20 protein-coding genes are annotated in these 22,380 nt (G+C 57.4%); 13 read left to right on the top strand and 7 right to left on the bottom strand.

From position 1 onward, the window contains the following. From B9Z45_RS15270 to B9Z45_RS15310, 9 genes are all read left to right on the top strand, one after another. Positions 1-271: transposase (locus tag B9Z45_RS15270; RefSeq protein WP_146180911.1), on the top strand; the 271-nt coding region annotated here is incomplete at its 5' end. Positions 272-458: 187 nt separating this feature from the next. Beyond that, positions 459-1,676: a phosphonoacetate hydrolase gene (gene phnA, locus B9Z45_RS15275; protein ID WP_108408078.1), complete on the top strand. Its 1,218-nt coding sequence runs from the start codon at positions 459-461 to the stop codon at positions 1,674-1,676. A gap of 18 nt (positions 1,677-1,694) precedes the next feature. Beyond that, on the top strand, positions 1,695-3,152 hold the full coding sequence (phnY, locus tag B9Z45_RS15280) for a phosphonoacetaldehyde dehydrogenase (RefSeq protein WP_108408079.1): 1,458 nt from the start codon (positions 1,695-1,697) through the stop codon (positions 3,150-3,152). Positions 3,153-3,156: 4 nt separating this feature from the next. After that, the gene (locus tag B9Z45_RS15285; protein ID WP_108408080.1) at positions 3,157-4,812 is read left to right on the top strand and encodes a Na/Pi cotransporter family protein; all 1,656 of its coding nucleotides are present in this window, start codon (positions 3,157-3,159) and stop codon (positions 4,810-4,812) included. 31 nt (positions 4,813-4,843) lie between these two features. After that, positions 4,844-5,395, top strand: coding sequence for a phosphonate degradation HD-domain oxygenase (locus B9Z45_RS15290; RefSeq protein WP_108408081.1), 552 nt, complete (start codon positions 4,844-4,846; stop codon positions 5,393-5,395). Positions 5,396-5,402: 7 nt separating this feature from the next. Continuing rightward, positions 5,403-6,239, top strand: a complete 837-nt coding sequence (locus B9Z45_RS15295) for an EamA family transporter (protein ID WP_108408082.1) — start codon at positions 5,403-5,405, stop codon at positions 6,237-6,239. A 59-nt stretch (positions 6,240-6,298) separates the two neighbouring features. Beyond that, positions 6,299-8,716, top strand: coding sequence for an FAD-dependent oxidoreductase (locus B9Z45_RS15300; RefSeq protein ID WP_108408083.1), 2,418 nt, complete (start codon positions 6,299-6,301; stop codon positions 8,714-8,716). A gap of 188 nt (positions 8,717-8,904) precedes the next feature. Further along, entirely contained in the window at positions 8,905-9,615 is a 711-nt protein-coding gene (locus tag B9Z45_RS15305; protein WP_108408084.1) for a glutathione S-transferase family protein, read from the top strand. 8 nt (positions 9,616-9,623) lie between these two features. Then, positions 9,624-10,244: a glutathione S-transferase family protein gene (locus B9Z45_RS15310; protein WP_108408085.1), complete on the top strand. Its 621-nt coding sequence runs from the start codon at positions 9,624-9,626 to the stop codon at positions 10,242-10,244. 33 nt (positions 10,245-10,277) lie between these two features. Here the strand turns inward: B9Z45_RS15310 and B9Z45_RS15315 are convergent, their stop codons facing one another. The 3 genes from B9Z45_RS15315 to B9Z45_RS15325 form a co-directional block, all read right to left on the bottom strand. Further along, entirely contained in the window at positions 10,278-11,900 is a 1,623-nt protein-coding gene (locus tag B9Z45_RS15315) for a long-chain-fatty-acid--CoA ligase (RefSeq protein ID WP_108408086.1), read from the bottom strand. Between the two features lie 26 nt (positions 11,901-11,926). Beyond that, positions 11,927-13,102, bottom strand: coding sequence for a serine hydrolase (locus B9Z45_RS15320; RefSeq protein ID WP_108408087.1), 1,176 nt, complete (start codon positions 13,100-13,102; stop codon positions 11,927-11,929). A 105-nt stretch (positions 13,103-13,207) separates the two neighbouring features. Further along, positions 13,208-14,506, bottom strand: a complete 1,299-nt coding sequence (locus tag B9Z45_RS15325) for a cytochrome P450 (RefSeq protein ID WP_108408088.1) — start codon at positions 14,504-14,506, stop codon at positions 13,208-13,210. A 573-nt stretch (positions 14,507-15,079) separates the two neighbouring features. Between B9Z45_RS15325 and B9Z45_RS17545 the strand changes: the two genes are divergently transcribed. Then, positions 15,080-15,205 carry a hypothetical protein gene (locus B9Z45_RS17545; protein ID WP_255562051.1) on the top strand — a complete coding sequence of 42 codons (126 nt, stop codon included), beginning with the start codon at positions 15,080-15,082 and terminating at the stop codon, positions 15,203-15,205. Between the two features lie 169 nt (positions 15,206-15,374). On the opposite strand, the gene B9Z45_RS17550 is transcribed toward B9Z45_RS17545, so the two are convergent. The 4 genes from B9Z45_RS17550 to uvrA all read right to left on the bottom strand — a co-directional run bounded on the left by B9Z45_RS17550 (position 15,375) and on the right by uvrA (position 19,146). Beyond that, positions 15,375-15,509, bottom strand: coding sequence for a hypothetical protein (locus B9Z45_RS17550; RefSeq protein ID WP_255562052.1), 135 nt, complete (start codon positions 15,507-15,509; stop codon positions 15,375-15,377). Between the two features lie 69 nt (positions 15,510-15,578). After that, positions 15,579-15,806 (bottom strand): hypothetical protein, encoded by a 228-nt coding sequence (locus B9Z45_RS16930; RefSeq protein ID WP_146180932.1) that lies wholly within the window; start codon positions 15,804-15,806, stop codon positions 15,579-15,581. Next, positions 15,787-16,185, bottom strand: coding sequence for a glutaredoxin (locus B9Z45_RS15340; RefSeq protein WP_108408093.1), 399 nt, complete (start codon positions 16,183-16,185; stop codon positions 15,787-15,789). The genes B9Z45_RS16930 and B9Z45_RS15340 overlap by 20 nt, the downstream gene beginning before the upstream one ends. A 99-nt stretch (positions 16,186-16,284) precedes the next feature. Then, positions 16,285-19,146, bottom strand: a complete 2,862-nt coding sequence (gene uvrA / locus B9Z45_RS15345) for an excinuclease ABC subunit UvrA (RefSeq protein WP_108408094.1) — start codon at positions 19,144-19,146, stop codon at positions 16,285-16,287. Positions 19,147-19,371: 225 nt separating this feature from the next. Between uvrA and B9Z45_RS15350 the strand changes: the two genes are divergently transcribed. From B9Z45_RS15350 to B9Z45_RS15360, 3 genes are all read left to right on the top strand, one after another. Beyond that, a complete protein-coding gene (locus B9Z45_RS15350) occupies positions 19,372-20,559 on the top strand; it encodes an MFS transporter (protein ID WP_108408095.1) in 1,188 nt (395 codons plus the stop codon). Positions 20,560-20,626: 67 nt separating this feature from the next. Beyond that, on the top strand, positions 20,627-21,118 hold the full coding sequence (gene ssb, locus B9Z45_RS15355; protein WP_108408091.1) for a single-stranded DNA-binding protein: 492 nt from the start codon (positions 20,627-20,629) through the stop codon (positions 21,116-21,118). A 78-nt stretch (positions 21,119-21,196) separates the two neighbouring features. Continuing rightward, positions 21,197-22,198, top strand: coding sequence for a C4-dicarboxylate ABC transporter (locus B9Z45_RS15360; RefSeq protein WP_158270441.1), 1,002 nt, complete (start codon positions 21,197-21,199; stop codon positions 22,196-22,198). Positions 22,199-22,380: the final 182 nt, after the last annotated feature.

A 22,380-nucleotide genomic window follows, 5' to 3' on the forward strand; every position in this document is an offset into this window, starting at 1 on the left:
GAAGGCACTGATCGCATCCAAGGCACCACATGCGAACGACTTCACCAACCAGCGGGTGCGCAAGGGAGGTGAGGTTGACCCGGCCCTGCGCTCGAAGAATCGCAACAAGTCCAAGGTACGCGCCCGGGTGGAGCACGTCTTCGCAGTGGTCAAGCGGCTGTGGGGCTTCACCAAGGTGCGCTATCGCGGCCTGGCCAAGAACGCCACGCGCTCGTTCGTGGCCTTGGGTCTGGCCAACATCTACTTAGCGCGTGGACGCCGCATGGCATGAGTGCGTCTTCAGAGCGCGCAATGCGCGTGTCTGGCGTGAAAAGGCCAGAAATACGGGCCGAAATTGGGCCGCTTCGCCCATCACATCTCGCATCATGCAATCAACTAGCAACATATCGCTGAATTCGGTGGCTTGTTCAGCGTAGCCTTAAATACTCAGAGCGCAAAGCGCAATAAAAGGAAACATCATGCAAGTGAACAATCGTGCGTATCAAATGCCCAAACAGCCCGTGGTGGTGGTGTGTGTCGACGGCTGCGAGCCCGATTATTTGGGCCAAGCTGTGGCGGGTGGTCATATGCCTTGGATGAAAAAAGTATTGGCACTAGGCACCGTCCTGCATGCCGATTGCGTGGTGCCCAGCTTTACCAATCCCAACAACTTGTCCATTGTCACTGGCGTGCCGCCCAGCGTGCATGGCATCTGTGGCAACTACTTGTACGACAGTGCGAACAACGTTGAAGTGATGATGAACGACCCCAAGTGGTTGCGCGCACCTTCATTGCTGGCCGCTTTGTCGGATGCGGGTTGCAAGATGGCGGTGATTACAGCCAAGGACAAGTTGCGCCAATTGTTGGGTCACAACATGAAGGGCATTTGCTTCTCAGCCGAAAAGGCAGACAAGGCCACGGTGGCAGAGCATGGCATTGACGACGTGCTGAACAAAGTGGGCAAGCCGCTGCCCAGTGTTTACAGCGCAGACCTGTCTGAATTTGTATTTGCCGCAGGCGTGTGGCTGATGAAAACTCAAAGCCCCGATGTGATGTATTTGTCGACCACTGATTACATTCAGCACAAATTTTCGCCTGGCACAGACGGTGCCAATGCGTTCTACGCCATGATGGACGGTTACATGGCGCAATTAGATGCCATGGGCTGCGTGGTGGTGCTGACAGCAGACCACGGCATGAACGCCAAAGTGGGCATGGATGGCCAACCCAAGGTGATTTATTTGCAAGACTGGTTTGATGCATGGTTGGGCGCAGGCGCGGTGCGCGTGATCTTGCCAATCACCGACCCTTACGTGGTCCACCACGGCGCCCTGGGCTCGTTTGCCACCATTTACTTGCCAGCCGGTACGGACCCTGTCAAAGCATGCGAAAAATTGCAAGCTGAGCAGGGCATTGAAGTGGTTTTGACGCGCGCACAAGCCGCTGAAAAATTTGAATTACCAGCAGACCGGTTGGGGGATTTGGTGGTGGTGTCTGAATACGACACGGTTTTGGGAACTGCCAAATCAAAACACGATTTGTCGGGTCTGGATGTGCCATTGCGATCACACGGTGGCATCAGTGAGCAGCGCGTACCTTTGATCATGAACCGTGAAGTTCCAAACCTGGACCGTCAACGCCGCTGGCGCAATTTCGATGCCTTTGACCTGGCTTTGAATTTTGGACAAAACGCATAAATTGCAAAGGCTGTTGTCATGAGTCAAGTAGCACAATTCATCAAAGACCACCAGCTTGATGCCATGCGCATTGGGGGGGGAAAAGTGGGCGCAGGACGCGATCGTTGCATTGAGGTTTTCAATCCCTTCACCGAACAGTGTTTAGGCACAGTGCCCAAAGCCACTTTGGAAGAAGTTCGCGAAGCCTATGCATTGGCGCAAGCCTACAAACCCAAATTGTCACGCTTTGACCGGGCGGCCATTTTGAACAAAGCCGCGGCATTGGTACAAGATAATTTGCAAGACATTGCCAATTTGATCTCTGCGGAAGCTGGCTTGTGCATGAAGGACGCAATTTACGAAGCTGGCCGCGTCAGCGATGTGTTGTTGTTTGGTGCGCAAGCGGTGCTGATAGACGATGGTCAAATTTTCAGTTGCGATTTAACGCCCCACGGCAAGAAGCGTCGTGTCTACACACAGCGCGCCCCCCTGCTGGGTGTGATCACTGCCATTACGCCGTTCAATCACCCGATGAACCAAGTGGCGCACAAGGTCATTCCCAGTGTGGCCACTAACAACCGCATGGTGCTCAAGCCTTCAGAGAAAGTGCCGTATTCGGCCATTTACTTTGCTGATTTGCTTTATGAGGCCGGTCTGCCGCCCGAAATGCTCAGCGTGATCACCGGTGACCCTCGTGAAATTGCCGATGAAATGCTGACGCACTCTGCGGTGGATTTGATCACCTTCACAGGGGGTGTGGCCATTGGCAAATACATTGCTGACAAGGCGGGTTACCGACGCATTGTGTTGGAGTTGGGGGGCAACGACCCGCTCATCGTCATGGAGGATGCTGACTTGGATGAAGCTTCCAATTTGGCAGTTCAGGGTTCGTACAAAAATTCAGGCCAGCGCTGTACTGCGGTCAAGCGGATGTTGGTGCATCAATCGGTGGCCAAAGAGTTTACCGATTTGGTGGTTCAAAAAACCAAGGCCTGGTCGTATGGCGATCCGTCTGACAAAGACAATTTGATGGGCACAGTGATTGATGAAGCAGCGGCCAAGTTTTTTGAGTCACGCGTGAACGATGCCATTGCCCACGGTGCGCGCCTGTTGGTGGGCAACCAACGGCGCGGTGCTTTGTATTCGCCAACCGTGGTGGACCAAGTTCGGCCCGAGATGCTGTTGGTCAAAGAAGAAACCTTTGGTCCCGTGTCGCCCATCATTCAATTCAAGGATATTGATGAAGCCATTCAGATGGCGAATGGCACGGTGTATGGCTTGTCGAGTGGTGTGTGCACCAATCGCATGGACTACATCGTGCGCTTTGTGAACGAGTTGCAAATGGGCAATGTCAATGTGCGTGAAGTGCCTGGCTACCGCTTGGAACTCACACCGTTTGGCGGCATCAAGGATTCTGGATTGGGCTACAAAGAAGGCGTGCAAGAGGCCATGAAGAGTTTTACCAATATCAAAACTTACTCCATGCCTTGGGCGTGAGCACATGCACAACCTTTTGAACTTGCTGGCAGCGATTGCACTTTTGGTGTGGGGTACGCACACTGTGCGAACAGGCATCCTGCGAGTTTTCGGGGCTTCACTGCGCGAGTTGTTGGCCAGCAGTGTCAAAAACCCCATGTGGGCGTTTGTGTCTGGCGTGGGTGTAAGCAGCTTGCTGCAATCAAGTACCGCCACTTGTCTGATTGTTAGTTTCTTTGTGGGGCAGGGTATTTTTCTTACCGCCACAGCCTTGATCATGATGCTTGGCGCTGACGTTGGCACCAGCCTGATGGCGCTGATGTTCTCATTCGATTTGAGTTGGCTCTCGCCCTTGCTGATTGTGGTCGGCGTAGTGGTCTTTGTGGCCAATCAAAAAAACACATGGGGCCGTTGGGGTCGAGTGGCCATTGGCCTGGGTTTGATGACCTTGGCTTTGCATTTGATCGTGGAAGCAACTCGGCCCATCACCCAATCACACGGCATGCACGTTTTGCTCAGCGTGTTGCCTAACGATCCGGTGATTTTGATTTTGATCGGGGCCTTGCTGACTGTCATTTCTTATTCCAGCTTGGCCATGGTTTTGTTGACGGCAACCTTGTGTCAAACCCAAGTGGTGTCTTTGCCCATGGCTTTGGGCTTGGTGTTGGGTGCCAATTTGGGCAGTGGCTTGTTGGCATTTTTAACCCTGTCCAAATCCCCTGCAGAAGTGCGTCGTGTTCCCTTGGGCAATCTACTGTTCAAAGCTGTTGGCTGTGCTTTAGCGGTGCCATTTTTGGGTTTTTATCTGCTTGTGGCGGTTGACATACGGGCTTGGGGTTTAGACGCGGTGGTGAGTTTTCACTTCTTGTTCAATGTGCTGCTGTCCTTTTCGATGGTGATGTTCACAGGAAAAGTCGGTGAATGGTTGACCCACTATTTGCTCGCTGCGCCAATTGACAGCAACAAGGTTCAGCCTAAATACCTAGACCCTACGGCGCTCAGCACGCCCTCACTGGCCATTGCCTGCGCGGCGCGCGAGGCCTTGCACCAAGCCGACGTGGTTGAGACCATGTTGCGCGGCATCATGCCGGTGATTCAAAACGACGATGCTCAATTGGCTGAAAAGCTTCGTGAAATGGACGACGGGGTGGACGATTTGTATTCCGCCATCAAGTTTTATTTGATACAAATTTCTCGTGAGGCTTTGTCCCAGAGGGAAGGTCAGCGCTGGGCTGACATCATGTCCTTTGCCATCAACATGGAGCAAGTGGGCGACATCATTGAGAGAGTCCTGCAAGACATTGAAGATAAAAAAATTGCCAAAGGCCGCAAGTTTTCCGAAGCGGGTTTTTCTGAAATCGAAGATTTGCACCAGCGGTTGGTGGCCAACTTGCAATTGGGTATGAGTGTGTTTTTAGATGGTGGTGTGCGCAATGCCCAAGAACTGCTGGAGCAAAAAGTGCAGTTCAGAAACCTAGAGCACGAATACGCCAGCCGTCATTTGGCACGATTGCAAGAAAATACACCGCAGAGCATTGGTACCAGCTCATTGCACATTGATTTGATCAGCGATTTGAAGCGCATCAATTCTCACATTTGCTCTATCGCCTATCCTATTTTGGAGCAGGCGGGGGCGTTGACCAGCACTCGCTTGAAGCAGCCAGACCTCTTGTCTGACTGATTTTTTGACGGCACACTTTTGTAGGTCGACCATGGCTTTAACCTTAGACGATATAGAAAAACTGTTTGAGGAAAAAGGCCATGAGCAGTACACCGGTGAGCCAGTGACCCAACTGCAGCATGCCCTGCAGTCCGGTCATTTGGGCGAGCAAGAGGGTGCCAGCGAAGAGTTGGTCACGGCCGCTTTTCTGCATGACTTGGGGCACCTCTTGCACGATTTTGGCGACACGCCCAGCTTGCATGGTGTGGATGATGTGCACCAATACCGTGTGGTGCCATTTCTGCGTGGATTGCTCTCGGATGCGGTCATTGATGCCATTCAGCGGCATGTGGACGCCAAGCGGTATTTGTGCGCAACGCGGCCTGAATATTACGAAGGCTTGTCGGAAGACTCCAAGCGCAGTTTGAAACTTCAGGGCGGCATTTTCTCAAAAGAAGAGGCTGACAAATTCATCACAGAACCAGGCGCCCCTGATGCTGTGCGTTTGCGTTTGTGGGACGACTTGGCCAAGCAGCCGAGCCTTCAAACTCCCGGACTTTCCCATTACATGCAAATTGCAAGACGCTGTGCTTTGAAGGCTTAAGCAGACCATGACGTGGTCTGTTTTGTTGATTGTGTTGTTGGGTGCGCTGCTGCATGCCAGTTGGAATGCGCTTGTCAAATCCAGCACAGACAAAACTTTAGACACCGCCCGTATCCATGTGCTGTGCTCGGTGTTGGCCATGCCTGTGTGTTTGTATGTGGGGCCACCACCACCTGAGTCTTGGCCCTACATCCTGGGCTCCTTGGTGGTGCATGTGGGCTATTACTTTGCATTGGCAGGTGCCTACAAGCACGGCGACCTGGGGCTCACCTATCCTTTGATGCGGGGCACGGCACCCGTGCTGGTGGCCATTGCTTCAGTCGCTTTCATCGGTGAGGCTTTGTCGCTCATGGCCTGGGTGGGCGTAGCCTGCATTTGTGGTGGTGTTCTGCTGTTGGGCTTTACCAAGGCGTGGTGGTCGCATCGCAAGGCCATTGTTTTTGCTTTAAGCAATGCGGTGTTGATTGCCATCTACACCGTGATTGACGCCAAGGGTGCGCGAACTTCTGGGCATGTGGTGCAGTACATCAGCATGCTGTTTGTGTTGGATGGCTGGCCTTTTGCGGCTTTGGTTTACACGCAGCGCAAAGGGCAGGTTTGGCCGTATGTGCGTGGGCGCTGGCCAGTGGCCGTGGGCGGCGCACTGGCTTCCATCGGTTCTTACGCCATTGCCTTGTGGGCCATGACCGTGGCGCCTGTGGCCATGGTGGCGGCCTTGCGTGAAACATCGGTTTTTTTTGCGGCGCTGATTGGCGCCTGGTTCTTGAAAGAGGTCTGGACGCGACAAAGAATTGCAGGCACCGTTGTCATATTGTCCGGTGTTGCGGCCCTGCGATTGGGCTAGCAAGGGCAGATGTCGTTGCCTTTCACTGATTCACTGACTGCTTCTTACGGGGTTCCATCATGTCAACACATCAGTTTCCAACGCATGCCAAAATTGTGATTGTGGGCGGCGGCATTGCGGGTTGTTCTGTGGCGTATCACCTGGCCAAGTTGGGACAAACCGATGTGGTTTTGTTGGAACAAGGCAAATTGACCAGCGGTACCACTTGGCATGCCGCAGGTCTGGTGGGGCAAATGCGACCCAACCGCAACATGACGAGCATGAGCAAGTACGGCATCGAGTTGTATTCCTCGCTAGAAGCGGAAACGGGGTTGGCCACAGGATGGAAACAATGCGGCAGTGTCAATGTAGCCCGAACCCCGGAGCGCATGAAAGTGCTGCGCAAACAAATTGCCTTGGCCCGGAGTTTTGGGGTGGAAGTGCATGAAATCACACCCCAAGAAGTAGGCGAGCGTGCCCCCTTGCTGCGAACCGATGATTTGGTGGGGGGCATTTGGATTCCGGGCGATGGCAAAGCCAATCCGGCCGATTTGTGCATGTCCTTGGCCAAGGGCGCACGGCAACGTGGCGTAAAAATTTTCGAGGACATTGAAGTCACTGGCGTTGACCTGGATGAAGGTCGCGTGAAGGGTGTCAAAACCAAGCAGGGGGATATTCAGTGTGACATTTTGGTGAACTGTGCGGGCCAATGGGCGCGTCAATTTGGTCAGTTGGCAGGCGTCAATGTCCCCTTGTATTCAGCCGAGCATTATTACATCGTGACAGACAAAATTGAAGGAATTCACCCCATGTGGCCCGTGGTGCGTGACCCCGATGGTTACATCTATTACAAAGAAGAAGTGGGTGGATTGGTGATGGGGGGCTTTGAGCCGGTGGCCAAACCCTGGAATGTGCATCCCATTCCTTCAAGCTTCCAATTTCAATTGCTAGACGAAGACTGGGATCAATTTGAAATCTTGATGGTGAACGCCATTCAACGCACACCTTGCCTCGAAACTGCCAAGGTCAAAATGTTGCTGAACGGTCCGGAGAGTTTCACGCCTGATGGCAATTTTATTTTGGGCGAAGCGCCTGAGGTGCGAAATTATTTTGTATGCGCCGGCTTCAATTCAGCCGGGATTGCCAACTCGGGCGGCGCGGGGCGCTTGATGGCCGAATGGATTGTGGGCGGTGAACCCAGTGTTGATTTGTGGGATGTGGATGTGCGCCGTTTCGGTGCTTTTACGGGCAATCGAAAAGCACTGTCCGAAAGAACTGCTGAAACTTTGGGCTTGCATTACGCCATGCGTTGGCCTCGCCAAGAGTTGCAAACCGTCAGGCCTTTGCGTTGCTCGCCGCTCTACGATGTTTTGGCCGCCAAAGGGGCTGAATTTGGCAGTAAAAACGGCTGGGAACGTGTGAACTACTTTAAACCCGCAGGCTCGCCTGCGGCCCGGGATACCTTGGACAGGCCTGATTGGCTGCCTTGGGTGCAAGCAGAGCAAAAAGCGACACGTGAAGCGGTGGCGCTTTACGATCAATCTTCATTTTCCAAATTATGGGTGCAGGGCCCCGATGCCTTGAGTTTCTTGCAGCACATGTGCGCCAACGACATCGATGTGGTGATTGGCAAAATGGTTTACACCGCCTTGTTGAACGATCGCGGTGGTTTTGAAAGTGACCTCACTGTGATTCGTCTGGCCGAAGAGCGTTTCATGGTGGTGACAGGGTCAGGTCAAACCACACGTGATTTGGATTGGTTGCAGCGCCACCTGACGCCCGACATGCGTGTTTACATCAACGACGTGACAGCCCAGTATTGCGTGTTGTCACTGATGGGGCCGCGTGCTGCGGAGTTGATGTCGCGCGTGTGCCCTGACAATTTATCGCCCCAACATTTGGCGTTTGCGCAGACAAAAGATATTGATGTGGGTCATGCCAAAGTGCGAGCTGCGCGCATGAGCTATGTCGGTGGACCTGGTTATGAGTTGTATGTGCCCGTTGAAATGACCCGACATGTTTACTTGGCCTTGCAAGCCGCAGGCGCCGATTTGGGCCTGCGTGATGCAGGCTACTACGCACTCGATGCATTGCGAATCGAGCGCCAGAGAAGGGCGTGGGGTGCTGAAATGGGTCCGGATGAGACACCCTTTGAAGCTGGCCTGTGGGCTGGCGTCAAATTGGACAAGCAAGCCGGCTTCAAAGGAAAAAAAGCCTTGCTTGAATGCAAAGCCAAAGGCCCGGTGCTCTTGGACAAGAAATTGGTCAAGATTCTCGTGAAGGATCCCAATCAGTATCTGTGGGGTGGTGAACCCCTCAATGTAAATGGCCGCTTTGTCGGTGAAATCACCTCTGCAGGCTGGGGCTACGAGGCCGGTGCCATGGTGGCGCTGGGCTATATCCGAGGGGAATGGGCGCGTCAACCCATCCAGCATTTACAAGCACAAGCCGAACTGTGGGGTGTGCCCATTGATGTGGTCATAGACGAAGCCATTTAAGGGCCTTAGCGGGTAGGCGCACTTTGGGTTGCGCCCAATGCATGTTCGGGCTTGCAAGTCGGGATGACTTTATGGGCTATTTTGTTGGGCACCTTGGCGGCTGGCATTGGCGGTGTCCGGAAAAACCACTTTTCAAGACTGTCATCTGCGTGCCAGTACACCCCGGATCAGGCTGCTAATCTTTGCCCATGATCGACCTCTACACCTCCGCCACGCCCAACGGGCACAAAGTCTCCATCGTGCTCGAAGAGCTGGCGCTGCCTTACACGCTCAAGCTGCTCGACCTGACCTTGGGCGAGCAAAAATTGCCGGCGTTTTTGGCCATCAACCCCAACGGCCGCATCCCCGCCATCGTGGACCGTGCGGCCGATGATTTCGCGGTGTTCGAGTCGGGGGCCTGCATGATTTACCTGGCCGAAAAAACCGGACAGCTCATGCCCAGAGATGCCAAAGGCCGCTCACGCGTCATGCAGTGGCTGATGTTCCAGATGGGCGGCATCGGGCCGATGATGGGGCAGGCCAATGTGTTCTTTCGCTATTTTCCAGAAAAGATCCAGCCCGCGATCGATCGCTATCAGGGCGAGAGTCGGCGGCTGTTTCGCGTGCTGGATGGGCACCTGAAAGACCACGAATACCTGGCGGGTGATTACTCGATCGCCGACATTGCTAACTGGGCCTGGGTGCGCACGCACCGCTGGTCGGGCGTGGAGGTCGATGACCTGCCGCACCTCAAGCGCTGGCTCGAAGCCATTCGCCTTCGTCCGGCGGTGTTGCGCGGCATCGAGGCGCCGCCCTCCAAGATTGACCTGCGCAAAGACGGTGAAGACATAGCCCGGGCTTATTCAGAGAAGGCCCGCACCATGGTCGAGATGGGCCAAAGCAACAAGGCAGCTGGTTGAGACCGCCCATGAAGCTTTACACCGCCCAACGCGCCCCAAGCCCCCGCCGTGTGCTGATGTTTCTGTTCGAGAAAAACATCACCGGCATTGAGATGGTGAACCTGGATCTGAACGGTGGCGAGCACCGCCAGCCCGCTTACCTGGCCAAAAGCCCGTTGGCCAAAGTGCCCGCTTTGGAACTGGACGATGGCCGTGTGATCACCGAGACGCGGGCGATCTGCACCTTGCTGGAAGGCCGTTACCCAGAGCCCAACCTGATGGGTGAGGGCGGTGATGAGCGCGGCTTCATCGAGATGGTTGACCGTCAGGTCGAGCTGTATTTGCTGGGCGGCATTGCCAACGCCATCCGCCACGGCCATCCCGGTTTGGCGGCGTTGGAAAAGCCGCAGTTTCCGGAGTTTGGCCGCTCTCAGGCCGAAAAGGTGCGCGAGGTGGCGCGCTGGTTTGACCAAAGCCTGCAACGCCAGACATGGATCGCGGGGGAGCGCTTCACCGTCGCCGACATCACCGCGTTTTGCGCGCTGGAGTTTGCCCGGGGCCTGATGAAGTTTGTGCCTGGTGACGAAGGCATGCTGGCCCTGCAAGCCTGGCGCGACCGGATGAACGAACGGCCAAGCGCCAGGGTTTAAAGAGACCAGGCTTGAGCCAAAGGGCTTGAAGCGTCAGCTGAACACGCCGCCGTATTCCTTGCGCAGTTCGTTCTTTTGCACTTTGCCGGTGCCGCCCACCGGCAGCGACTCAAGGAAGACCACGTCGTCAGGCACCCACCACTTGGCCACCTGGGTTGTGAGGAAGTCGAGGATCTCCTGCTTGTCCACGCTGTGCCCCGGCTTGCGCACGATGAACAGCAGCGGGCGCTCGTCCCATTTGGGGTGCTTGACGCCAATCACGGCAGCCATGGCCACAGCGGGGTGACCGATGGCAGCATTTTCCAGATCGATGGAGCTGATCCACTCGCCACCGGTCTTGATCACGTCCTTGGTGCGGTCGCGGATCTGCATGGTGCCCTGCGCATCAATGGTGGCGATGTCGCCTGTGGGGAACCAGCCGTCCACCAGCGCGGTTTTTTCAGCCTTGTAATAACGCTCGACGATCCACTGGCCGCGCACCATCAATTCACCTTGTGAGCTGCCGTCGCGGGGCAGGCTGGCGCCATGTTCATCGACCACCTTGATCTCGATCCCCGACACGGTTTTGCCCTGTTTGGCCACGATGGCGTGTTGCTCGGCAGCGGGCTTTTGGTGGTCGGCGCGGCTCAGGTTGCTCATGGTGGCCACGGCGGTGGTTTCGGTCATACCCCAGCCGTGACGCACCTCCACGCCATAGGTGTCCATGAACTTGGCAATAAGCGCCATGGGCATGGCCGTGCCGCCCACACAGGTGCGCTTCATGTGGGCAAAGCGCAGCTTGTTTTGCTCGACGTGTTGGATCAAGCCCATCCAGATGGTGGGCACGCCCGCGCTGATGGTGACCTGCTCGGACTCCATCAACTCAAACAGGCTGGGGCCGTCGAGCTTGGGTCCGGGTAAGACCAGCTTGGTGCCAGCCACCAGCGCGGCATAGGGAATGCACCAGGCGTTGATGTGGAACATGGGCACCACGGGCAGAATGGTTTCTTGTGTGGACAGGCCCAGTACGTCCGGCATACAGGCGGTGGTCGCATCCAACACGATGGCGCGGTGCGAGTACAGCACGCCCTTGGGGTTGCCGGTGGTGCCCGAGGTGTAGCACAGGGCCGCGCCGGTGTTTTCAGGGAGCTCGGGCCAGTCAAACGCGCTGCTGTGCGGTGCGATCAGGTCTTCATAGTTCAGCACAGGGGTCACGCCCTCGATGACCGGCGTGTTGGCCGCATCCGCCATGCAGACCCAGGCGCGTACCTGGGGGCAATGCGCAGCAATGCCTTTGACCAGCGGGGCAAAAGTGGCGTCAAACAGCACGACTTCGTCTTCGGCATGGTTGATCACGTAGATCAGTTGTTGCGGATGCAGGCGCGGGTTGCAGGTGTGCATGACCATGCCACTGCCCGAGACCGCGTAATACGCTTCCAGATGGCGGTGGTTGTTCCAGGCAATCGAGCCCACTGCGCTGCCAGCTTTGAGGCCCATTTGGGCCAGGGCATTGGCCAGTTGCCGGGCACGCTTGGCCGCATCGGCATAGGTGGTGCGGTGCAGCGGGCCATGCGTTTCGCGAGAGACGATTTCGTGATCGCCAAACTGTGCAGCGGCGTGTTCGAGGATGCCCGAAATGAGCAGTGGGCGTTCCATCATGAGGCCAGGCTTGGTCATGTCTTTTCCTTGGTGAATGAATCTACTCAGATCAGCGCCGCATAAACCAGGTCACGAAAGAGGGGTCGGTAATAGTCGCGTTGATTCGGCGCCTGAACCATCAGCATCGCGAACATATCAAGCTTGGGGTCCACAAAAAATGTGGTGCCCGCGATGCCGCCCCAGTAATACAGCCCGACCGAACCGGGTACAGGCGACAGGCCCAGGTGGGTGCGCACTGCAAAGCCCAACCCGAAGCCGTGGCCAGGGGGCAGCAAAGTGCCGTCGGCCGGCATGTTGCCCAAGTGGTCTGCGGTCATGAAGTCCACGGTATGCGGACTCAGCAGGCGCACGCCATGCAACTCGCCTTTGTTGCGCAGGCACTGCAAGAAACGGGTGTAGTCCAAGGCGGTGGACATCAGGCCGCCGCCACCGCCTTCCATGGCCGGCACTTGCCGAGGCTCCAGCACTTTCATGGGCACACCGCCATCGGGGTCGTGTGCAAAGGGCTCGGCAATGCGGTGTTGCTGGGCCAGTGGCACAGAAAAGCCGGTGTCCACCATACCCAAAGGGCCCAATATTTCGGCTTGCAGGAATGCGCCAAGGCCTTGCCCACTGACCACTTCGACCAGCCGCCCCAGCACATCGGTGGCGCGGCTGTAAGCCCAGACGCTGCCGGGCTGAAACTGAAGAGGCACCGCTGCCAGCGTTTGTGAAAATTCGGCATTGGTCCTCTCGCGTGAGCCGATCTCCACTTGTGCGTATTGCCGCTGCACCGCCGAGTCACCCAAAAATTCATAGGTCAATCCCGCGGTGTGGCGCAGCAGGTCTTGCACGGTGGCGGCTTGCCTGACTGGCGCCAGACCGTTGGCTGTGGCCACTTGCTGGTTGGCGTACTCGGGTAACCAGCGGCTCACCGGATCGCTCAGCAGCAGCTGGCCGCGCTCGACCAGCATCATCACCGCCACGGAAACGACCGGTTTGGTCATCGAATAAATGCGAAAGATGCTGTCGGTTTGCATGGGAGTGCCCGTGCCGGGATCTTGCTGGCCCACAGCCTCGAACAAGGCGATTTGACCTTGTCGCACGATCATGGCCACCGCGCCTGGCAGCCGCCCGCTCGCCACCTCACGGCGCAGCACATCCATCAGCCGCTGCGTGCGGTTAGGACACAGTCCAACGTCAGCGGGGCGGGCATTGGGCAAAGCGGGGAGTGTGGTCATCGGGCGCTCCAAGTGAAAAGCGTTTGTACACCAGCGACCGGCGAGTGGGTATCACCTAAAGCAACCGACTGCGCTGCACGCGAACAGTCGGGTTTTTTTCTGTGTTCAGGGTCTTGGGTGCAATCGTAATCGCATGGGGGCTGTGGGTCGCAAGGTGACGGCCAGATCACCCTCAGGCCATGGCGCGCCTTCTGGCCAAGTCAGACTGAAGCGCTGCATGAGCATGGCCCCGATCAAACCCATTTCGAACATGGCAAAGTGCTGGCCGATGCAGACCCGGGGGCCGGTACCAAAGGGTATCCATGCTCCTCTGGGCGTGTCTGGAGCACCGGGCAAGAAGCGCTCCGGCTTGAATTCATGGGGTGAATCAAACCAGCGGGCATCGCGCTGGATGACATAGGGTGTGAAGGCGATCAGATGGCCTTTGGGTAAAGTCCATGGTCCAACTGTCACGTCCTGGCATGCCCGGCGTGTGAACAATAAGGGCGCGGGAGGGTAAAGTCGCAGTGCCTCTTTGAGACTGGCCTGAAGCCAAGGCAGTTGCTGCAAGGTGGCAGGCGTTGGGGGTTCGCCTTGGAGCACCGTGTCTACTTCGTTATGGATGTGCTTCGCCACATCCGGGCGGCGGGCGATCAGGCCACTCCACCACACCATGGCTGTGGCGGTAGTCTCATGGCCTGCCTGAAACATCACCATGGTCTGGTCGTGCAACTCTTGCTCGCTCAGGCCTTGATCGGGGCGCTCGGGGTCGCGAGCTTGGCGCAACATGTTCAACAGGTCATGGCCCTCATTCCGCGCTGCCAACTGCTGGGCCTGAATGTGCTGCTGGATCACCCGGTCCAGCGTTTGTTTGGCATGTCGCACTTTCCGCACCGAAGCCAGAGGTATCCAAAGCGGCCATGAAAACGGTTTGAGCATCTCCTCGATGCTCGAATGGCTCAAGGTCTGGATGGCCTCGGAGATGGGGTGGGAATCGCCGACCTGATGCATGCCGAACAGCGCACGCAAAATCACATCCAGTGTCATGGTGGTCATGAGCGCATCCATGTCCACGTTTTGCTCAGGCTGCCGCAACGCCAGTGAGCTCAGTGCGTCGATGGTCGCCGATGCCATCAGTGAAGCATAAGCTGCCACGCGCTTGGGGGTGAATCCCGGCTGCAACATGCGGCGTTGGCGCTGCCATTGCGCCCCTTCCGTCACCAGTACGCTTTGCCCCATGGAGACACTGAAGACTTCTGTGGCGCGTTCCCAGCGGATCAGTGAGTCGGCTTGGTCCACCAGTACTTCGCGTACCCATTCAGGGTGAAAGACGTGGGTGATGTGTTCGTTCAAAACCTGCACATGGGCAATGTCCGCATGCTGGGAATGCAACCCGGCCACAAAACCCAGGTAGTCGGTTTTCATGGCGCGTAGGTGGTTAAGTCCCCAAAGACCGCCATCCTGAACTGAGGGGATACTGTTTAAGGGTTTGGTGGTCATGGCTTGATCTTGCGTAGCCGCAGGCATACTGTCTTGAACATAAGATACCTCTTGTGGTTATTTTTTCAGAGAATAATTGCTTATATATACTTTTTCTATGTCTTGCAATGCGGCTGTCAACAACTTTGCTCCCGTACAAACCCGTTTACCGCCAAGGGGTTTGAGCGCTTGTGTGCGTGCGGTGATGGCACGCAGTAAGGTGGGTTTGTATGCGCCGCAACGAGGCAAACTGTTTGACCTTCACCGTCATCGCGGGCAATCACAGCGTTTTTTACGGACCCGAAGCGCATGGCGTAATGGTCATTTACTATCCTGATGCTTGGTGGGCGCTCACGGGTCTGGCGCCACGGGCTTTGAGAAACCAGATGTTGGATGCGCGCAGCGATTTGCCTGCGGCCTTGCCCGCCTCATGTGAGCGCATACGTGAGGGGGGGCGCTTCCGACAGCTGTGTTCGCACCTTCTTTGAAGAAGTGTTGCCCCTGTGGAGTCAAAGGAACATGAACCGCTTAGCGCCTGCAGGTCAGCCGCACAACTGGGCGCAAACGCTCACCCTGCGGATGGAGTCCCTGGCCATGCGGGCTACAGGCACCGGGTGGGGGCGCAGTTTGCGTCAGTCGGAGTGACGCATCAAGCAGTGGACAGGCTGGTCCTTGCGAAAGTTGCGAGGCTCCGCCAGGGGCGAGGCTGCATTTTTGCAGTGATGGGAGCCATGCACGAAGAGGCGTTTTGGGTTGATGGGGCGTCGGCGCAGTTGGCCGGGTATGAGGTGCCAAGCTCTGTGGCGCTGATAGATTAGTTCTCCTGCCAAAGCCCCATCCCCCGCTGTGCCTGGCTGACATCGCCGAGCTTGAGCGTGGTGGCACCTTGTTGTGTCTGGCGCAGCACATCGGCCAGAGCGGCATCGTCCATCAGCGTGTCGAGAGTCAAGGCTCCCGGCGGGGTCGGTCCTTCCCGCTCCTGTCTGCGTGACAGGCAGTTGTGGCTTTTACCTGCCGTTTACACGGTCAACAGCCATTGCTCGCTCGCCAGCCTTTCGTGCACGGCCATGCGGCGTTGTTGCAGTGCCAGGTCTGGCGTATCGAAGTAGGTTTCAGCAGGCGCTGCTTGTTGCCCGTGCCTGCCAGCAGCGGATGGCACAGCAGGCGGTACAGATTCGATGTGTACAGGCTCGGTTTGAGCTCGGTTTCCATCTTCGGTGATCAGATCAAGCGGGGCGTACCGCAAAGCGCTCGCGCAGGTAGGCCACGATGGCTCCCGAGTCTCGCAGCCATCGGGTCTGGCCATCGGCCTCGGTGATTTTGAGACAGGGCACTTGGGTTGCGCCGCTACCTTGCAGCAGTTGTTCGCGGTTGGCGCTGTTGTGCTGCGCGTCGCGCTTGTCAATCGGCAGCGATAGGCTGCGCATTTCCTGGCGCACCTTGATGCAAAAAGGGCAGGTGCTGAATTGGTAAAGCGCCAGGCTTTGGCACTGCAGGTCAACGGCGTTTTGCGCTGCCGGCGCGCGCTGCACGCCAGTCGGGTGGGTCAGACGCTCTTTGAGCAGCATGAAGGGACCCAGCACAACGCGAAGGGTTCTGAAAAAGGCACGGACAAAGGTTTTCATAACGGGTTCCAAAAAAAGAAAGTGGGTGACAAGTGAGCGAAAAATCGGTGTGTGCCAAGCGTGAATAAAAGTCAGTCTGGCCGCTTCATGCAGCAACCCTCAAAGCAAACGCGCCAAGTAATGGCCCGTGAAACTTGCTTTGTTTTTGGCCAGTTGCTCCGGCGTGCCTTCACCCACTACCATGCCACCACCAGCGCCACCCTCGGGGCCCATGTCGATCAGCCAGTCGGCGGTTTTGATCACATCCAGGTTGTGTTCGATGATGACGATGGTGTTGCCCGCGTTGCGCAGTTGGTGCAGCACCTTGAGCAACAGGTCAATGTCGGCAAAGTGCAGGCCGGTAGTGGGCTCGTCCAGGATGTAAAGGGTGCGGCCTGTGTCGCGCTTGGACAATTCGAGTGCCAGTTTGACGCGTTGCGCTTCACCGCCTGACAGTGTGGTGGCGCTTTGGCCCAGGCGAATGTAGGTCAGGCCTACATCCAGCAGGGTTTGCAGTTTGCGCGCAATGTTGGGCACAGCGCTGAAGAATTGGTGCGCAGCTTCGACGGTCATGTTCAAAATCTGCGCGATGTTCTGTCCCTTGTATTGCACTTCCAGGGTTTCGCGGTTGTAGCGCATGCCGTGGCACACGTCGCAAGGCACGTACACATCGGGCAAAAAGTGCATCTCCACTTTCACCATCCCGTCGCCCTGGCAGGCTTCGCAGCGCCCACCGGTGACGTTGAAGCTGAACCGCCCCGGGCCATAGCCGCGTTCGCGTGCAGCGGGCACTTCGGCCATCAGTTCGCGGATGTGGGTGAACAGGCCCGTGTAGGTGGCCGGGTTGCTGCGTGGTGTACGGCCAATGGGCGATTGGTCGACGTTGATAACTTTGTCAAAGTGTTCCAGCCCTTTGATCTCTTCGTGTGCCGCTGCCTCGTCGTGGGCGCGGTGGATTTGGTGTGCGGCAGCGGTGTACAGCGTGTCGTTGACCAGCGTGGATTTGCCAGAGCCCGACACACCGGTCACGCAGGTCAGCAAGCCCACCGGAAACTTGACGTTGACGCCCTTGAGGTTGTTGCCCGACACGCCAATGATCTCGATGAAGTCTTTGCCCGCTTTGTGGCGCTTGGGCACCTCGATCTTTTTGCGACCCGACATGTACTGACCCGTGATCGAGTCGGGTGCTGCCAGGATGTCGGCGCAGGTGCCTTGCGCCATGACGCGGCCACCGTGCACGCCAGCGCCGGGGCCCATGTCGATCACGTGGTCAGCCACGCGGATCATGTCTTCGTCGTGCTCGACCACCAGCACGCTGTTGCCGATGTCACGCAGGTGTTGCAGTGTGCTGATCAAACGGTCGTTGTCGCGCTGGTGCAGGCCGATGCTGGGCTCGTCCAGCACGTACATCACGCCTGTGAGCCCTGAGCCGATCTGGCTGGCCAGACGAATGCGCTGGGACTCGCCGCCTGACAAGGTGTCGGCACTGCGGTCCAGGCTCAGATAATTCAGACCCACATCGTTCAGAAACTTCAGGCGAAGGGCGATCTCGCGCACCACCTTGTCGGCGATCGCGGCCTTGGCCCCTTGCAGTTGCAGGCTTTGAAAATACTGCTGCGATTCGCCCAAGGTGATGTGACTGATGTCGAAGATAGCGCGTGACTGGGCCCCTTCACCGATGCGCACATGGCGAGCTTCACGCCTCAAACGGGTGCCCTTGCACTCGGTACAAGCTTGTGTGTTGCGGTAACGCGCCAGGTCTTCGCGCACCACCTGCGAGTCGGTCTCGCGGTAGCGCCGCGTCATGTTGGGAATGATCCCTTCAAACGGGTGCCGTTTGCTGACCTTTTTGCCCTGTGAAGCACCCGATTCCATCACGTAGCTGAACTTGATGTCCTCGTCACCCGACCCATGCAGCAGCACTTGCTGTGCGCTCGGGGCCAGGTTTTCAAAAGGCGCTTCGATGTCGAACTGGTAATGCTTGGCCAGACTTTCGAGCATGCTGAAGTAAAAGCCGTTGCGGCGGTCCCAGCCCTTGATGGCACCGCTAGCCAGGCTCAGGCTGGGAAAGGCCACCACACGTTCCGGGTCAAAAAACGCCATGGTGCCAATGCCGTCACAGCTCTGGCAAGCGCCCATGGGTGAGTTGAACGAGAACAGGCGAGGTTCCAGTTCGCTGATGGAATAGTGGCAACTGGGGCAGGAGAATTTGGCGTTGAAAAGGTGCTCAACCCCGGTGTCCATCTCCAGTGCCACGGCGCGGTGTTCAGCCAGGTGCAGCGCGGCTTCAAAGCTTTCGGCCAGGCGCTGGCGCAGTGCATCTCGGGCCTTGGCGTCTTCTTCAGCCCGGACTTTGATGCGGTCCACCACCACATCAATGTTGTGTTTTTCTGTCTTTTTGAGTGTGGGCAAATCGTCCACCTCAACCGTCTGGCCATTGACGCGAAAGCGCACATAGCCCAAGGCCTGCATCTGCTCGAAGACTTTTTCAAACTCGCCTTTTCTCTCGCGCGCAATCGGCGCAAGGATCATCAGCTTGGTGTCTTCGGGCAAGGCCAGCACGGCGTCCACCATCTGGCTCACAGTTTGGGCTTGCAGGGGCAGGTCGTGGTCTGGGCAGTAGGGTGTGCCAGCACGGGCATAGAGCAGGCGCAGGTAGTCGTGGATCTCGGTGACTGTGCCCACGGTGGAGCGCGGGTTGTGGCTGGTGGCTTTTTGCTCGATGCTGATCGCAGGCGACAGCCCTTCAATCAGGTCAACGTCCGGCTTGTCCATCAGCTGCAAAAACTGCCGCGCATAGGCCGACAGGCTTTCCACATAACGGCGCTGACCTTCGGCATACAGCGTGTCAAAGGCCAGGCTTGATTTGCCCGAACCCGACAGCCCCGTGATCACCACCAGCTGGTTGCGCGGAATGTCGAGGTCGATGTTTTTCAGGTTGTGCGTGCGTGCCCCCCGCACGCTGATGTGGGTTTGGCGCATTGCAGCCGCCAAATAACGTGCTTGTTCAGGTTCTTCAGGCAACAGAGGGGAGTCAACAAGGTTCACAGTGGGCGGTCAGATCAGCAAAACCCTCGATTATCCCCGCCGGCGCTGTTTTTGACACTTGGGTGGGTCAATCGGGGACAATTGTTCTTTTGCGTGCGCCCCTTTTTGGGGGCCTTTGTGGCCGATCTTTTGCAATCTTCAACTTTTGTTTCTTTAGACATGACGTCCACCGAGCGTCGAGCCAGTGCCTCACTGGCCAGCATTTTTGCGTTGCGCATGCTGGGTTTGTTTTTGGTGCTGCCAGTTTTTGCCCTCGAGGCGCGCAAGTACCCCGGCGGCGATGACCCGGTCATGCTGGGCCTGGCCTTGGGCATTTATGGCTTGACCCAAGGGTTGTTGCAATTGCCTTTTGGCATGGCCTCTGACCGGTTTGGGCGCAAGCGGGTCATCGTGCTGGGCCTGGTGATTTTTGCCTTGGGCAGTTTTTGGGCCGCGGCCGCCACCGATTTGAACAGCCTGCTGATCGGGCGCAGCCTGCAAGGTGCGGGTGCTGTTTCGGCCGCGGTGACGGCTTTGCTGGCCGATCTGACGCGCGATGAAGTCCGCACCAAGGCCATGGCGCTGGTGGGCGGCAGCATTGGCCTGATGTTCGCGTTGTCTTTGGTGGTGTCACCCTTGCTGACCGCCTGGATCGGTTTGTCAGGTTTGTTCTGGCTGACCGGTTTGCTGGCCTTGGTCGGCGTTGGCGTGGTGATCTGGGGCGCACCGCCCGCCCCTGCGCCTTTGCCTGGGCAGGGACGCGGGCAGCTGCGCGATGTGCTGGCCCATGCCGACCTGATGCGGCTGAATGTGGGTGTATTTGTTTTGCATGCCGTGCAGCTGGCCATGTGGGTGGCGGTGCCGGCCATGCTGGTTCAGGCGGGGCTGGACAAGGCGCTGCACTGGCAGGTGTATTTGCCAGCTGTTCTGACTTCATTTCTGTTTCTGGGTGTGGTGTTTGCCATGGAGCGGCGGGGCCACCTGAAAAAGGTCTTTTTGCTATCGATTGGCTTGATTTTTTTGGTGCAAGCGGGTTTGCTGCTGCAGTCTGCGGGGACCACCAGCCTGGGCATTTTGTCGGTACTGATGCTGGTGTTCTTCTGTGGCTTCAACGCGCTGGAAGCGACGCAGCCCAGTCTGGCCTCGCGCATCGCCCCTCGGGCCATGCGCGGCACGGCCATGGGGGTTTACAACACTTTGCAGTCGTTTGGTTTCTTTGCTGGCGGTTTGATGGGCGGTTGGCTGGCCAAGTCCTGGGGCAGTCCGGCGGTTTTTTTGTGCTGTGGCGCGGCGACGCTGGCCTGGTTGCTTGTGGCCTGGCCCATGACGACGCCAGGTCGAGGCGCTCCGGTCGGGCAGGTGGCCTGAGGGTCAAGCCAGCGTGGAGAGTGGCCGGGGAATGGCCTCATAATTCGAACATCATCGAGGAGTTTTCATGGCATCCGTCAACAAAGTCATCATCGTCGGCAATTTGGGCCGAGATCCGGAAACCCGCTACCTGCCTTCGGGGGATGCGGTCAGCAACATCAATGTAGCCACCACCGACCGCTACAAGGACAAAGCAACCGGTGAGATGAAAGAAGCCACCGAGTGGCATCGCATCAGCTTTTTCGGCAAATTGGCCGAAATAGCAGGCCAATACCTGAAAAAAGGCTCGCAGGTCTACGTTGAGGGCAGCTTGCGCACCCGCAAATACACCGACAAGGACGGCATTGAGAAATTCGCCACCGAAATTCGCGGTGAAACCATGCAGATGCTGGGTGGCCGCCAAGGCATGGGCGGCCCTGCGGAAGAGGGCGGCGGCTATGCGCCGCGTTCGGCCCCCGCCGCAGAGCGTCCAGCGGCCACACCAGCGCAGCGTCCAGCACCAGCCGCCAAGCCCGCTGCCAGCAACTTTGACGACATGGACGACGACATTCCGTTTTGACAATGGGCCGCCTGTTGGCCGTCAAAACCCGTGGCATGGACCACGGGTTTTTTTATGTCTGCGAGGGAAAACCGCACCATGATTGAAAGTCGCCCTGTTTCATCCGTTCAGCATTTGAACTTTGCTTGGTTCGCCATGGTCATGGGCCTTTGCGGCCTGTCACTGGCTTGGTTTCGGGCAGAGCCCCATTTGGGGCCTATGGCTGTGCAGGTGTCTTGGGGTGTGGGGGTGCTGGCCGGATGCGTTTTCGTGATGCTGATGGTGGCGAAACTGTGGCGCGTGATCCGATTTCCTGCGGTTGTGCTGGCCGATGCCACCCATCCCATGCGCCATGTGTTTGTGGCCACGCTGCCCTCGTCTTGGGTCTTGATCCCTACAGTCTGGGCCCTTCATTTCGGTTACAGCCCGTGGGCAGACGCTTTGTGGATGCTGGGTTCTGTGGGCTTGCTTCTGGGGACCGTGGAGGTCATTCGGCGCTGGTTTCAACCGGGCCTGACCGCGGTTGACTTTTGGCAGGGCATGACCCCCGCCTTGTTTATTCCCGTGGTGGGCAATGTGCTGCCCGGTTTGGCGGGCGCAACTTTGGGGCACCCGGTTTGGGCCACTGCCCAGTACGGTGTGGCTGCGGTATTGTGGCCGGTGGCTTTGGTGTTGGTGCTGGTGCGGATTGGCATGGTGGGCATGTGGCCACCCCGCTTGATGCCTGCTACTTTCGTGACCATGGCCCCGCCTTCCCTGCTGGCTTTGTCGGGGGCAAAACTGGGCGCGCCTGATGTGCTGGTGTACATGCTTTGGGGGGTGTCCCTGTTTTTTACGCTCGTGTCATTGACGGTGCTCAAACGCGTTCTGGCGCAGGCCTTCGGTATCCCCTATTGGGGCATGTCATTTCCTTTAGCCGCTTCGGCGGCCTTGTCCATGCATTTGGCACCCGCTCAGGGCTGGGTTCATGTGCTGGCCTTGGCTTGGCTGGTTTTTGTCAGCAGCGTGATTTGCGGCTTGGTGGTGGCCACTGTGCGTGGTTTGCTGCAAGGCAGTTTGCTGTTGCCTGAACAGCAGCCCTCGCCGCCTCCAAGGCCATGAGTGCGGGCGCCTGAAAAGCCCGCGCTTTCATGTTCCCCTGTCCGTCAGGACTTAGCAGGCTGCTGAAATACCCCATTCGCGAGCGCAATTTCGCCCCGCATGGTTTTGATTTTTTTGATTTTCCTTTCGCATTCTGATATTCCCTTCGTTTTTTGTTCGCCTTGGCCCACTTGTAAGCCCAT

It is taken from the genome of Limnohabitans sp. 2KL-17 (assembly GCF_003063415.1).
Classification (GTDB): domain Bacteria; phylum Pseudomonadota; class Gammaproteobacteria; order Burkholderiales; family Burkholderiaceae_C; genus Limnohabitans_A.